14 protein-coding genes and 1 riboswitch are annotated in these 13,248 nt (G+C 34.9%); of the genes, 3 read left to right on the forward strand and 11 right to left on the reverse strand.

The window, feature by feature from the left end:
- Positions 1-316: 316 nt before the first annotated feature.
- Entirely contained in the window at positions 317-883 is a 567-nt protein-coding gene (locus G4Z05_RS10550; RefSeq protein WP_163251900.1) for a GNAT family N-acetyltransferase, read from the reverse strand.
- Between the two features lie 114 nt (positions 884-997).
- Positions 998-2,146 (reverse strand): histidine kinase N-terminal domain-containing protein, encoded by a 1,149-nt coding sequence (locus G4Z05_RS10555; protein WP_163251901.1) that lies wholly within the window; start codon positions 2,144-2,146, stop codon positions 998-1,000.
- A 140-nt stretch (positions 2,147-2,286) separates the two neighbouring features.
- Positions 2,287-2,393: riboswitch (TPP riboswitch) on the forward strand.
- A gap of 111 nt (positions 2,394-2,504) precedes the next feature.
- On the opposite strand from G4Z05_RS10555, the gene thiT reads away from it, so the two are divergent.
- Positions 2,505-3,092 carry an energy-coupled thiamine transporter ThiT gene (thiT, locus tag G4Z05_RS10560; protein WP_163251902.1) on the forward strand — a complete coding sequence of 196 codons (588 nt, stop codon included), beginning with the start codon at positions 2,505-2,507 and terminating at the stop codon, positions 3,090-3,092.
- A gap of 648 nt (positions 3,093-3,740) precedes the next feature.
- On the opposite strand, the gene G4Z05_RS10565 is transcribed toward thiT, so the two are convergent.
- Positions 3,741-3,947 (reverse strand): alpha/beta-type small acid-soluble spore protein, encoded by a 207-nt coding sequence (locus G4Z05_RS10565; RefSeq protein WP_038540155.1) that lies wholly within the window; start codon positions 3,945-3,947, stop codon positions 3,741-3,743.
- Between the two features lie 338 nt (positions 3,948-4,285).
- Here G4Z05_RS10565 and G4Z05_RS10570 point away from each other — a divergent pair, with 338 nt between their 5' ends.
- Complete coding sequence (locus G4Z05_RS10570; RefSeq protein ID WP_163251903.1) at positions 4,286-4,528, forward strand: hypothetical protein; 243 nt, start codon at positions 4,286-4,288, stop codon at positions 4,526-4,528.
- A 35-nt stretch (positions 4,529-4,563) separates the two neighbouring features.
- Here G4Z05_RS10570 and G4Z05_RS10575 read toward each other — a convergent pair whose 3' ends face one another.
- The 8 genes from G4Z05_RS10575 to G4Z05_RS10610 form a co-directional block, all read right to left on the reverse strand.
- Positions 4,564-5,676 (reverse strand): ABC transporter ATP-binding protein, encoded by a 1,113-nt coding sequence (locus G4Z05_RS10575; RefSeq protein ID WP_163251904.1) that lies wholly within the window; start codon positions 5,674-5,676, stop codon positions 4,564-4,566.
- A gap of 105 nt (positions 5,677-5,781) precedes the next feature.
- A complete protein-coding gene (locus G4Z05_RS10580; protein ID WP_163251905.1) occupies positions 5,782-6,687 on the reverse strand; it encodes a PucR family transcriptional regulator in 906 nt (301 codons plus the stop codon).
- A gap of 337 nt (positions 6,688-7,024) precedes the next feature.
- Positions 7,025-7,216 (reverse strand): hypothetical protein, encoded by a 192-nt coding sequence (locus tag G4Z05_RS10585; protein WP_338036759.1) that lies wholly within the window; start codon positions 7,214-7,216, stop codon positions 7,025-7,027.
- A gap of 70 nt (positions 7,217-7,286) precedes the next feature.
- Positions 7,287-7,496 carry a YheE family protein gene (locus G4Z05_RS10590; RefSeq protein WP_163184177.1) on the reverse strand — a complete coding sequence of 70 codons (210 nt, stop codon included), beginning with the start codon at positions 7,494-7,496 and terminating at the stop codon, positions 7,287-7,289.
- Positions 7,497-7,583: 87 nt separating this feature from the next.
- Positions 7,584-8,627, reverse strand: coding sequence for a YheC/YheD family endospore coat-associated protein (locus tag G4Z05_RS10595; protein WP_163251906.1), 1,044 nt, complete (start codon positions 8,625-8,627; stop codon positions 7,584-7,586).
- Positions 8,624-9,988 carry a YheC/YheD family endospore coat-associated protein gene (locus G4Z05_RS10600; protein WP_163251907.1) on the reverse strand — a complete coding sequence of 455 codons (1,365 nt, stop codon included), beginning with the start codon at positions 9,986-9,988 and terminating at the stop codon, positions 8,624-8,626. Before G4Z05_RS10600 ends, G4Z05_RS10595 begins: the two co-directional genes overlap by 4 nt.
- Positions 9,966-11,069: a YheC/YheD family endospore coat-associated protein gene (locus G4Z05_RS10605; RefSeq protein ID WP_163251908.1), complete on the reverse strand. Its 1,104-nt coding sequence runs from the start codon at positions 11,067-11,069 to the stop codon at positions 9,966-9,968. The genes G4Z05_RS10600 and G4Z05_RS10605 overlap by 23 nt, the downstream gene beginning before the upstream one ends.
- An 18-nt stretch (positions 11,070-11,087) precedes the next feature.
- Positions 11,088-12,446, reverse strand: a complete 1,359-nt coding sequence (locus G4Z05_RS10610) for a YheC/YheD family endospore coat-associated protein (protein ID WP_163251909.1) — start codon at positions 12,444-12,446, stop codon at positions 11,088-11,090.
- Positions 12,447-12,596: 150 nt separating this feature from the next.
- Here G4Z05_RS10610 and G4Z05_RS10615 point away from each other — a divergent pair, with 150 nt between their 5' ends.
- Positions 12,597-12,944 (forward strand): YlbF/YmcA family competence regulator, encoded by a 348-nt coding sequence (locus G4Z05_RS10615; RefSeq protein WP_163251910.1) that lies wholly within the window; start codon positions 12,597-12,599, stop codon positions 12,942-12,944.
- Positions 12,945-13,248 lie beyond the last annotated feature (304 nt).

Genomic DNA, 13,248 nt, shown 5'->3' on the forward strand with positions numbered 1-13,248 from the left:
TAATATTATATTGCCTCCAGTGACTTTTCCGTATAGATGCGGTAATTGGATTCGAGCGTTCTGTTTTTTATAAGTTAATATAATAGTTGTTTAGTAATCATTAGTCCGCTTCGAAACCATTGTACGCTTAGCTATCTCTTCCATTCAATAGACAGCCCATTTTACCACCTCAACAAAATAAATTAACTATAATTATAAAGAATCTTAACTGTACAGTCAAACGTTCTGGATATTTTAGGTAGTGTTATCTACATTTTATGGGAGAATATAGCTAATATGAATGAAGCATCTATATTAACGAAATTTAATAACAGAGTTACTGGTTACGTTTTATTAATGGGCGATTATTCCACTCACGTGCAAGCATGCTGTATAGAAGGATGTCGTGATAATAACCATTCAGAAGTTCACCATCTCTAATAATTCCTTCTTTTTGAAAGCCTAATCTTTCGGGAATGGCTCTGCTTTTATGGTTATTGATCCCACAGCGAATTTCAATCCTGTTTAATCCTAGCTCGAAGAAAGCATAACTCAGCAGAGCTTGAACAGATCTTGTAATAATACCATGACCCTCTGCTTTTTTCGCAAGATAATATCCGATACTTGCCATTTTGTTATACCAGTCAATTTGATGGAGACCAATGGAACCGACAAGTTCTCCTCTAAAAAGAATTCCAAGATTGCAACCAGTGTTCTCAGAAAATTGCGTGAGCCAAACAGGTATAATGGACATTAATTGATAGGGGGAAGTAATGCTGTCAACCCAAGGAAGCCATTGGCGTAAGTGCCCGCGATTTTTCTCAATTAGCTGATAAAGTTGTTCTGCATGCTGTATTTGAAACAGTTGAAGCTCAATTTCATGATCAACTTTTAATGTAAACATAAGGGCAAAACTCCCAATCTTTTTTACTACAGCATATGCAATTATAAATGAGCGTGTAAGTATAACATTTAGATGAAAAAAGATCCCAATTTGAAAGAGGGATCAGACTTGTTCCTATGTTCGCTGTTCTATTTCAGGCGATGGAATATTAATCGGTAGTGTTATGGAAAATGTTGTCTTTTCAGGGGAAGAATCACAAGAAAGTGTCCCTTTATGTTTTTCAATAATTTCTTTACATACAAACAATCCAAGGCCTGTTCCAAGTTTTTTTGTTGTAAAGAATGGTTCAAAAATCGATTCTCTTAATTCTTCGGGAATCATTGGCCCATTGTTTGAAACAGCAATCATTAGGTTTTGATTATGTATACTGCTAATGATTTCAATGGTTGGATTTGTGTTGTTATGATGATTTAATACATCAATTGCATTAAAAATAATATTAATAATGACTTGGCGAATTTCATCGGCATAGCCATATAATGTAACATCGCCTAATAATGACTGCTTAATTTTCACTTTACTATCTAAAATGCTTGGATATAGGAAATTTAACACTTCATCTATTAGTTTATTAACTTTGAAAAATTCCTTCTCTTTTCCAATCAGTTCTTTTTTTGATAAAAGTAAGAACTGTGAAATTCGGAAGTTTAGCTGATCTAATTCACTTGAAATAATTTCTAAATATTTCATGTCTGGATAATCAGCTTTAAGCAATTGAATAAATCCTTGGATGGAGGTTAGAGGGTTACGAAATTCATGAATAAAGCTGGATGTCATTTGTCCTAGTAAAGTCAACCTATCCTGGTGTGTCGAATCAATAAACATATTCTTTTCTTCAATAATTTTGTTTTTTGCTTCTGTATAATGCGAAACGGCATAGTATAAGAATTTATCAAAACAAAAGTTGATTTTATTCATTGTTTCCTGCAGCTCTGATAATGGAACATCTAGCTGACTGATACAACTATAGAGGACCGTTCTGCCAAGGCTGACATTATATACGAATTCGCCTATGTTAATGTCGGCTTTTACTCTTTCTTCTGAAATTTCATTAGCTAGTTTTTTCACGATTTTTAATATTTCGTCTTCTGAGCGTTGATAAATATTCAGAATAACATGAAATAGGGATTTAGCGTTCTTGGTTATTTTTGTTTTAAAAGGGTCATTTTCCGACACAATAATTTGCCTTTCCCATTCTTTCAGTAGCTTTTCCTCATTTTTTTCAAAATAAGTCATTAATTCTGTTTTTTCACCCGTAAACATGTTGTATCCCCCTATGGAAATAACTAATTACTTACATAATTCGCTGAAGGAAAGAAAAAATCCTTTTTTTTTATTAAAATCCATAAGGATTCTTGTCAAGAGATGAAAAGAATAGTATATTCGTTATGGTAATAATTGAATAGTTCCACAAGGGGGGCTGCGACATGCGGCTGAGAGTGAATGTTCGAGTTCTGACCCTTTGAACCTGTTAGTTAGCACTAGCGTAGGGATGTGGATTTGCCGATTAAAATTTAGCAATGCAGACAAATCCTTTCGTCTTGCATTGCTTTTTTTATTAAAAAATGCAAAAACATGTGATCTAAAATCAAGATTGATACATTTATGAGGAGGACTAATTATGGTCAAAAAAAGGAGTAATACTCGATTTATGGCTGAAGTGGCCGTATTTTCTGCATTAGCCTATTTATTGGATTTAGCAGCCAATATTCTTTCATTAAAGATTTGGCCTCAAGGTGGTTCCATTTCTATCGCTATGGTTCCTGTATTCTTGATCGCGTACCGCTGGGGAATAAAAGGTGGTTTATTAACTGGATTTTTACTGGGACTTCTACAATTCATAATTGGTTTTGCACAAATCTACACGATTCTCCAAGCAATCATAGATTATTTTATTGCCTTTACTGTAGTGGGCTTTGCTGGTGTTTTTGCCGGATCCGTTAGAAAAGCAATAGAATCAGGGGATAAATCGAAATGGATGGTTTATGTTGTAGTAGGAATATTTGTAGGAAGCTTACTTCGCTATTTTTGTCATGTCATATCTGGAATTGTCTTTTTTGGTGAATATGCCCCTGAAGGCCAGCCGGTTGCCGTTTACTCATTGTTATATAATGGAACATACATGCTTCCAAGCTTCATAATCAGTGCAATAATCGTTGTTTTGGTTATTGCAGCTATGCCTAAGCGAATGGTTGTCCAAGAACATTAATAGGGAAAAGAGGGTGTCTCAAAGGTATTACCTTTAATGGGCATCCTCTTTTTATATTACTCGGAATCTTATCTGAATATTAGGGAGCCAAATGATAATAATGTGTAAAATTATATAGCTGGGCTAAAAACGTTTTTTAGATCCTTATAGGGAAATGTCTTTTTTAAGAATTTTTGACTGTCTAGATATGTTTATCGAAAGGACAGGTCTATTATTCCCTAGAAATAATTAAAGATTTAACCTATATATAATCTTAATCCCAATGTTCACAAAATGTTCATGTTACTTTGTCTATGGCGTGATTTTTATCACTGGAATAAACCAAGTGTTATGGTAGTTTATAGATATTTATTAAGGAAGATGGGGTGGGTATTGATGTCAGATTACTCTGTTGTACTTGCAATCGGTAGTATTTTAATACTTACTTATTATATTAGTTATACCATTTTAAAAGCATAGGCTGCGGGCATTATATCCGCAGCTTTTTTATTTTTAATTTCTAGTGATAATTTGTGTTGTATTAAAAAATTGATAAAGTTAGCCGAAATGAGGAAGGGGATAGTAAAAAAATAAGGAACAATGAAAGCCCCCTCAAAATGGAGGGGGCTAAGCCATATTATTAATTTGTATAATGTGTTTTACTTTTTCTTAGCGTTGAAATCCGCCGCCAAGTTGAGATTCAGCCATTTGTACAAGGCGTTTTGTGATTTCTCCACCGACAGATCCATTTGCACGAGAAGTAGTGTCAGCGCCAAGAGTTACACCAAATTCTTGAGCAATTTCATATTTCATTTGTTCAAGTGCTTGTTGTACTCCTGGTACTAAAAGTTGGTTAGAGTTGTTGTTGTTAGGCATAGTAGTTAACACTCCTCTTAATAAGTTTGGGGTTAGTATGGAATTGAACCATATTATAAGCCGCCTTGGCCTAACCCATATTATTAATGATTTTTACTAGGAAAACTTGTCCATCTAGCAAATAAAGGAGCTGATTGTTTTGTTAATTAGATGATCTTCAGTTTGATGAAGATTTCCTTTCAACCATCAATTTTTGTTTTTTTGTTGTTTGTATTCTTTATTATGATTTATTTCTAAAGGCTTATTCGATTGTTGGGTTTGGTAATTTATTCCCAGTAATAGAGGCAATCCATTAACACAAACTAAGGATATATTCTAAATATAAAGGGTGATTTGATATGTCCATTTGCCCGGTTTGCAATGGATTAAGGGAAGTATATGTATTATGTACAAACTGTGGAGAACCTATGTTGGAAAGCGGTAGGCTTCAAGATTATTACGATGATTATAGCCCATATATGGATATTGATTTAATGAAAATGGAGGATGGATTTACGGACACCTTTACTGGCCATAAATGTCCACATTTGTATCGCTGTCCGAAGTGTGCAAATGAAGAAGTAATGTTTATTAGAGAATAAAACCCCGTTCCAAAGAACAGGGTTTAAATCGAATTTTACATCTCACTAGATGGACGTACGCGTACTTCTGTATCTGCATCGAAGAAATGAGCTTTGTTTAAATCAAAAGCTAGTTCTAATGTTTCGCCAGGTTTTACATCCGAACGTGAATCAAGTCGGGCAACAAACTCTTGGCCATCGATGCTTGAATAAATCATTAATTCAGCTCCTGTTAATTCTGCAACATCTACTTGAGCATTAATTTTTGTACCGGATGAGGCTTCAATAAAAACTGGTTCATCGTGTATATCTTCTGGGCGGATTCCAAGGATCATGGATTTGCCAACATAACCTTGCTCGCGAAGATATTTCATTTTTCCTTCAGGAACTGTAATTGAATGATTGCCTATGATAAATTTGCCATCTTCTAATTTTCCATTTAAAAAGTTCATAGCTGGTGATCCGATAAAACCTCCAACAAAAACGTTTTCCGGTTTTTCATATACCTCTTTTGGTGCCCCTACTTGTTGAATGACGCCGTCTTTCATGACAACTAATCGAGTGGCCATAGTCATCGCTTCAGTCTGGTCATGGGTTACATAGATTGTCGTTGTATTTAAGCGGCGGTGAAGCTTGGCAATTTCAGCACGCATTTGAACACGAAGCTTGGCATCAAGGTTTGATAATGGCTCGTCCATTAAGAAGACTTTTGCATCACGGACAATGGCGCGTCCAAGTGCTACACGCTGGCGCTGACCGCCGGAGAGAGCTTTTGGCTTACGGTTTAAGTAAGGTTCAAGACCAAGAATTTTTGCAGCTTCTTTTACACGACGATCAATTTCATCCTTAGGGAATTTCCTTAATTTTAATCCGAATGCCATGTTATCATATACGGTCATATGAGGATAAAGCGCATAGTTTTGGAATACCATTGCAATGTCCCGATCTTTTGGCGCCACATCATTCACTCTTTTGCCGTCAATATAAAAATCACCTTTTGAGATTTCTTCTAATCCTGCAATCATTCTTAAAGTGGTAGATTTACCGCAACCTGAAGGGCCGACAAACACGATGAATTCCTTATCTTGAATGTGTAGGTTAAAATCTTTAACAGCTGTTACTTTGTTATCATAAATTTTATAAATATGATCTAATTTTAATTCAGCCATTTTGAAAGCCTCCCTAATTTTTGTTATTTTCAGTTTACAGGCATTGGCTGAAAATCTATATGGACACTCTGCACAAAAAATGAAAGCGCTTTTTTGTTCAATGTGTTATTTTTGTTGTTTTATATACATTTGGCAGGCAAAAAATACGGTAAAAGCTCCGTAAAAATCCTTTAATCCGATTCCTGTTCGCTCAACAAATTTATCAATTCGGTATTGCAATGTATTACGATGGATATATAGTTTTTTTGCAGTTAAACTAGAGTTTAAATTATTTTCTAAAAAAATAAGTATCGTTGAAAATAAATCCGGATCTTGTTCAAATAGGTCAAACATTTTTTTTAGTTCAGGTGTCATCAAATCTGAAGATGAATGGTAAGCTAAGTATGCTGGAAAAACCCGTTCAAATGTATAAAGATTTGAGAAACCCAATATGGCTAAGGCAAATGTAAAATAGTTTCTCTCTTGTTGATAATTATCACGAAGCTGTTCTGACATGGAATAAAGCTTTCCTAGAAAAAAGGAAATTTTTACAAAAAAATCACTTTCGAGAGTCTCTGAAGCTGTCACTAATTCATCTTCAGAGAGTGAAATTTGTTTTTTTTCTTCAATAATGATTCCTTTATTGCGATTTTCCCAAACAATAATGACTTCATCAGAAAAAAAACCTTTGAATGCTGATTCCAGTTCTATTTGGTCCGGTTCATTTCCGTAAATCTGAAATTGAATAAAACGATATGAAGTATTGTTATTATTTGTAGGGCTCGGTCCGTTTAAAAATAAGTATTCCTGCCACTGTCCTGCTACAGTAGAGTAAGAGGAGGTTTGAAATTCCTTTAATTCGTATAGTGTTTTAAGCAGTGTGAATTCCTTATCTGAAATAGAAGATTTCGGAATACCGACCCAGTCATTTTCATTCTTATCATAAAAGATATAAAACTGTTCAGAAGGTTTTACTGGCGGTTCAGAAAACAAAACCGCGTCTTCATATATTGTTAATAGCTTTCTTAACATCATTCATTTCCCCATTTTTTATCTTAGATCTATTATAACATTAGAAAAGCGCAAGCACCCTGCTTAGCTTCGTATGGCCTCCTCCCAAAAGCTATCGCTTTCGGTCGTGCGATGATGATGCTACCGAATCCTTCCTTGTGGTGGTCTCCAACCGAGATAAAGGAAACATGAATAGCCGAAAGGCGAATCGATGTCAACTTATCGTAGGGAAGAGACCGAAGGAGTATCGCAGCAAGAGTGTTGGAGCTAGATAATTCTTGAAATGGAACAAATAAATTTTTAATTATTAAAAAAGCTGAGCCCGATTTATTGGCTCAGCCTGTAATGTAGTATAGAATTATTTCGCTTCATAGGGCGGCTCTTCATTTTCTAATACATGGGATTCTTCAATATTTGTTCCATTCTGACGTATGTGAACAGTTCCGCCGGACAATCCTTCATTTATCATTCTATCTATATCCAAGTAGGCTTTGTCTCTGCCTTCATATTTTGTATCTTCCTTAATAAGCTCTTTATTTTTTTCTTGCACGATTACCATCCCTTTCCCAAATCTTATTATATTTTGTGAGAATGGAGGCATTTTCATACAAGATCCACCATTATTCATAAACATGGTACAGCATAAGTTCATGAATTTGACTTGTCAGAAATTCGATTTCTTCTTGTTCCGGGGTATTTGTCGTCCATTCAATTTTTCCAGTTTGATGATAAATTCCGGTGTATCGTTCCTTCTTATAATAGAAGGAAAAATTCCATCCAGGAATGTTCTTATTCTCAAATAACGGCTTTAACTGAAAATGCATGATCATGTCCCAATTCCCCCCTGTGTACAAGTTTGTAACATCTTTACTTCAAGCTTACCTGTTTACACAGTGGAAGGAAAGAAAAAAATGTAATTAGGTAAAATTTGTTATCTGATAAAATAAACGGCATAGTCGTTCAATTTTTTCTTCTTCTATTTCCGGTTCATTAAAACTCATTGGTTTTGAATTGACTTCAAATATATAATACCGGCCGTCCTTGCTAATTCCCGCATCAATGGAAAATTCACCAAAAAAACCGAACTCTTTTGACAATGTATTTCCGATTGGGGAAATGATCGATTGAATAAATTGATCATGTTCCTCCGTTTGCAATAATGGATAAGGCACGATCCTGCCACCTGAAATGGTATGGGTAGTAATATCTTGTCTTTGGGATTGGCGGATGCCAACACCAGTTAAGGAGTAGTCCAATGGATCAGCATGAACGAGGATTCGAAAATCAAAACGTTTACCTTCATATTCGGCAGAGTGGATATCCATTTGAGCCAAGTAATTTTTGGCTATTAAAGTTTCCCCCCACACATCCCAAAAATGTTGGTACGATAAGTAAGTTTTTTGTGTTGAGCGTCCTTCTAATAGCAATTGATTCGTAGTGGATGTATTTAAACGGTAAATTCCAGCTCCTTTGGATGATTGAGCAGGTTTAAGATAAATGTTTTTATGTTTATTAAGGAAGGAAAAAAATTCTGTTTTTTCATGTATAGGAATAGTATCAGGTATATATTTTTTTATTTTTGGATGATTACCCATAAGTTGATAAAATTTGTACTTATCAATAAAACCTGGATTAAAATACGGGATTTTTCGATCCTTTAAAGAGGTAAAAAATTTTTGGCATAGTTCGGATTGCTCAGTTGTTCGAAACGGAATTCGGTTATATATGACATCCGGATAAGGAAATGAGGCTTTATTCCACTTATTATGTTCAGGGGAATAAATGAAACCCTCAATCCAATCATGATGAACCCCTTCCAAAGTAAAGATAAAGCTTATTCCATGAAGTGAAATAAGCTTTTTTTGAATCTTTTTAAATAGCGGAATATTTCCCGCTAATGATCCATCTTTATTTTGCGCTGATAAAATTCCGATAAGCGGTCGTGATTGTATGTTATTCATTTGTACAATTCCTCAGGATGAAGTAAGGATTGTTCTGTCAGAAAAACTGCAAAGGCCAGAGATAATTTACGGGTTAATAGATCAAAATCTTTCATTTTCGGATGGCTAAAAATCGACCGGCCTGGTTTAGAATTTGCTTCAAATAGCCAAACATCACCATTTCGGTCAATTCCTAAGTCGAAACCGATCTCTCCAATAATACCCTCAATATTTTGCTCAAGCACGGTGCTTAAGTCCAATGCAGCTTTTGAAAGCTTTTCAGTGTATAGATTACATTCTTCTTTATTAAATATTTCATTAATTGTTTTGACATCTCCACCATTTCTTTTATGGGTTGTTACACTACCTTGCCCAGCAACTTTTGCTGCAATGGCACTTACTTTCCAATTTCCTGTATCATCTTTATTTGTATGAACACGAAAATCTATGGGACGTCGGCCTTTACGGATAAGATGTATTCCTTGCTGGACGATCATATTTTCAAGTGACTGGTTATTAAATACCCATTTAAATAATAATTCTAGACTTGGAAATTTTCTTAGTCGATTTCTTTCTTCTGAATCTTGATACCGGCAGTAATATTTACCTGTTTCACGATCATAGATGATTTGATGAATTCCTAATCCAAGGCTGCCATTTCTCGGTTTGACAAACACGTGACCATATTTGGAAAGCATGGTTTCAATAATAGAGAAGGATGTAAATGGATGAGTTTCAGGGAGATATCTTTCAACCGAGCTATCTTGTTCTAGTCTTTCATAAATATCTAGTTTGTTAAAGAAGCCAGGGTTATACCAAGGGATAAGATATTCTTTTTGAAGCCGTTCTTTTACCTTCATTAATTTTGGAATTCTTTCACTTTTTCGGTTAGGAAGTCGATCGTAAATCACATTTGGAAAGGGGACTTCAAGTTGCTGCCATCGATTGTTTTCATAAAAGTACCCTTCAATAGTTCCTTGTTTCCAATCAATATGTTGTTCCCCGAACACAAAAGATAGGGCACCAACCGTTTTATTTACAGATAAGAGTTTAGAAAAAAACTGTGTTCTTTCACCGATCGGTTGTTCATCAATATCGGTAAAACCTGCTGTAAAGATACCAACCAGTGGACCAATGAAAAGTGTATTTCCATTAATAAAAAGATGATAAGGCTGCTTGAAATCCGGAATTTGCAGTGCATGTTGAATGTGCCTATTGATGACAATGCAATTGTCACTGTCTGGGTGAGGAAGAAATTCTGCTTCCACTGATTTAGAACCAAAGGCAATTCTTGTTAGCTCTTTATCTTGAAAAATAGATGGTGGACAAAAAACGATCATTTGATCATTTTGTACGAACTCAATGAGATAATGTTTTCGCATAAAAGTCCTTCCTTTCTTGATGATCTGTTTCGGAAAGGTGTTTTGCGTAAAGAAGTGGAGCTTTGAAAAGTTGCTCCTTTAGTTCTGGAAAAGTATACAAAAGTACTTTTCTTCCAGGTTTGGAATTGATATCGAGAATCCAAATAGAACCGTTTTTGGCGATACCAATGTCCACTCCAATTTCAAACAACGGTGGGAACTGATCTTCAAGTAGACGGGGCAGGGCACTTATAATGTAGTCTAGTTCGGACCGGATATAATCGGCTTTGTTTTTCGGAATAGAAGTGATCCAATTAGAAAATGTTTCAATGGTTCCTCCTGCACTTAAATTGGATAAAATCCCTCCCGTATTTCCAATTCGTATCCCGCGTCCAAGCTCTTTCCATATTCCATGTTCATTTTTTTGCAATAGAATGCGAATATCGAATGGTTGGTGGTCCTCATTTGATAATTCCAAATATGGCTGTAGAAGATAGTTGTACTTTTTAATAAGAGGTTGGAGCCATTGAAGTAGTTTACTTTCCGTAGGAAAAATTCTTGAAATGATCTTTCTTTGTTTTTCTGTTTTTACGTGAAAGGACTTATTAGATTTCTTTACATAATAAATGCCAAATCCTTGTGAACCATTAACTGGTTTTAAAATAATTTTGTTTCCTTCATCTAATTCCTTCATAACGAGATCTGCTTTTTCGATCAATTGGCTATGTGGGAGGTAAGGAGATAATTCGGTAGTTTTTAATGATTCATATAAATCCAACTTGTTAGGAAGACCATATCCTAAAAAATGTATATCCTTTCTATTCTTTAGCCAGGATACAATGGGCAGACATTTTTTTGAATGTTCATCTTCTCCATAGAAGCATCGGTCATAAAGAATGGAAGGAATGGTGAAAGTATCTTTTCTCCAATTCTCGGTTTCAGAATCAAATCTAAGACCTGATACTTGTAGGGTATGAGGATTAATTTGAGAAGGGACAAAACGAAAGCATTCCACACCACATGAATGTGAATGTTTTGCCATTTCCGTTATATAAGTTGCTTCGCTATCTAGGTGTAATGACATAATTCCAAGGGCTAACATTTAATGAGCCTCCTTATCCTAAATGGATTCAAATGCAAGTATCGTACTAAATTGAATAATGGCTTTTGCTGATGGCCTAATTTTTCCATCATCATGGAATAATTTAGATGGTTTGGAGTTGACTTCAATTATCCAAGGATTACCTTCTTTGTCTACTCCAATATCAATTCCAAGCTCACCGGTAATTCCTGAAGTATTCTTGCTGATTCCCTCAGCCGTTTCAATGGCGAGTTTTTTTATTTTCTTGATAGTTTCCATGGATTTTTTTCGAGTCATGGATTCTTGAAACACGACATGTGGCCGCATGGTTATACCACCCCTTGCCATGTTTGATACAAATTCATCCTCTGCTCCTACTCTTGCAACAATTGAAGTAATTTTCCACCTATGTTTTAAATCTTTATGGACTAGAACTCTAAAATCTAGTGGACGAGATTGATAGGGAAGAAAATGAATCCCTTGCTGGACAATGCAAATACGATTTTGCTGAAGTGATTTAATTTGTTGATATAGTTGATCTAGTGTAAATATTTGTCTAGAATTCGCTGGTGGTGGACTAATGGAGGTTTGAATGGAAAATAAGTCATCCCTTTCTTTGGTTAATTTAATAATATTTTTTCCTTGGCTACCGTGAATCGGCTTTATAAAAACAGTTTCATATTTTTGAGCAAACTCTAATAAATTCTCCTTTGAAAATAGTTTCGTATCAGGGATAGAGTCTAAAAGTTTATTTTCATTCTTTATCTGTTCAAATACTTCCCATTTAGAAAGAAACCGGTCATTGAAAATAGGTATGGACAAATTCTCGAGTTCATTGCGGAATTTTTTAAATGACTCTTTTTGTTCCAGTTTTCTAGAATGGACGCGATTGTAAACAACATCTGGTAATGGCAGGGAGGCTGGATGCCATTTTCCCTCACTAAAGTAATATCCTTTCGAATCAAAGGATTCATAAGAAAATACATAAAAAAATCCACCGTGATCTTTTACTATATAATGTAGTTCCTCACAGAACCTGTGAATGGACCGAAAAAATGGTTCTTCATTTTCTTTGACGTGAAAATCAGTCAAGAGTCCAATTACCGGCCCCAACAGGATCGTATTTTCTGCTGTACAATATTTCGCTTTCAATTTATATCTATTTATTGGAAGTCTAAAGTGGTGAAACATATTTTCAGGAAGAATGATCTCATTGGAAACCATTTCGATTATTTGTATATTTGCCTTAATGGTAGTCCTTCCTAATTTCATGTAAATATTATTGCATTGATTTATTTGTAATTGGTTATACAAATGATGGGACATTTGTATAAGACAATCTTGTTTGTCTGGTGATTTTCTGACCGTCATTATGAGCGGGATGAATGGAAAAGACATAATCACTCCTCATTTATACTTAAATAAATAGGCATTCGTGTATAGTATCTTATGTAATAAAGGAAAAGTTGGTGATTTGAACATTCTCGCTTTTCTTTGAATAGTTTGTTATAGTTGTAAGGAATTGTACCTTAAAGGAGTGGATTAAAAATGGCAATTAATTTATATGATTCTGCCTATGCATTAGAAACGGCGATTCGTCAAAGTGATGAGTATAGAAAATTGAAAGAAGCATATCATGCAGTTACAACTGATTCTGAGGCAAAACAAATGTTTGATCAGTTTCGTCAAATTCAACTGAATCTTCAGCAGAAGCAAATGATGGGGCAGGATATTTCCGATCAGGAGGTTCAAGAGGCTCAAGCAACTGTTGGAATGGTTCAGCAAAACGCCAAAATTTCTCAGCTTATGGAAGCAGAACAACGAATGAGTATGATTATTAGTGAATTAAATCAGGTGATTATGAAACCATTGGAGGAACTATACAAACAAATATAAAAATTGAGCTTTTGATGAAGACGGAGAGGAATGCGTGCCCTCCGTTTTTTTGTTTTAAATATTTATATTGGATATTTTTCCTCTGTTTTCAAGTGTGCTTTTCGGCTCATTTGAAAATTCAACGTCTTTTCCGTGAACTTACGGGTTAATGCTTTAATTTTTTTGACGTTGAATATTTCCATTATTTTGACTGCTCATTGTCTTCACCTCCATCATCTTATTCCATGAACACGATGATTCAATTTAAATGAAGCGAGAATCATCTATATCAATCTGCCTCTTGATGAAATGATGATGTGTTGAA

The sequence above is a fragment of the Neobacillus thermocopriae genome (genome assembly GCF_010975035.1).
GTDB classification, from domain to species: Bacteria; Bacillota; Bacilli; order Bacillales; family Cytobacillaceae; genus Neobacillus; species Neobacillus thermocopriae.

Bases quoted from the DNA above. Each gene is read 5' to 3' on its own strand.
- G4Z05_RS10550 (WP_163251900.1), bottom strand. From the start codon at position 883: ATGTTTACATTAAAAGTTGATCATGAAATTGAGCTTCAACTGTTTCAA.
- G4Z05_RS10555 (WP_163251901.1), bottom strand. From the start codon at position 2,146: ATGTTTACGGGTGAAAAAACAGAATTAATGACTTATTTTGAAAAAAAT.
- thiT (WP_163251902.1), top strand. From the start codon at position 2,505: ATGGTCAAAAAAAGGAGTAATACTCGATTTATGGCTGAAGTGGCCGTA.
- G4Z05_RS10565 (WP_038540155.1), bottom strand. From the start codon at position 3,947: ATGCCTAACAACAACAACTCTAACCAACTTTTAGTACCAGGAGTACAA.
- G4Z05_RS10570 (WP_163251903.1), top strand. From the start codon at position 4,286: ATGTCCATTTGCCCGGTTTGCAATGGATTAAGGGAAGTATATGTATTA.
- G4Z05_RS10575 (WP_163251904.1), bottom strand. From the start codon at position 5,676: ATGGCTGAATTAAAATTAGATCATATTTATAAAATTTATGATAACAAA.
- G4Z05_RS10580 (WP_163251905.1), bottom strand. From the start codon at position 6,687: ATGTTAAGAAAGCTATTAACAATATATGAAGACGCGGTTTTGTTTTCT.
- G4Z05_RS10590 (WP_163184177.1), bottom strand. From the start codon at position 7,496: ATGATCATGCATTTTCAGTTAAAGCCGTTATTTGAGAATAAGAACATT.
- G4Z05_RS10595 (WP_163251906.1), bottom strand. From the start codon at position 8,627: ATGAATAACATACAATCACGACCGCTTATCGGAATTTTATCAGCGCAA.
- G4Z05_RS10600 (WP_163251907.1), bottom strand. From the start codon at position 9,988: ATGCGAAAACATTATCTCATTGAGTTCGTACAAAATGATCAAATGATC.
- G4Z05_RS10605 (WP_163251908.1), bottom strand. From the start codon at position 11,069: ATGTTAGCCCTTGGAATTATGTCATTACACCTAGATAGCGAAGCAACT.
- G4Z05_RS10610 (WP_163251909.1), bottom strand. From the start codon at position 12,446: ATGTCTTTTCCATTCATCCCGCTCATAATGACGGTCAGAAAATCACCA.
- G4Z05_RS10615 (WP_163251910.1), top strand. From the start codon at position 12,597: ATGGCAATTAATTTATATGATTCTGCCTATGCATTAGAAACGGCGATT.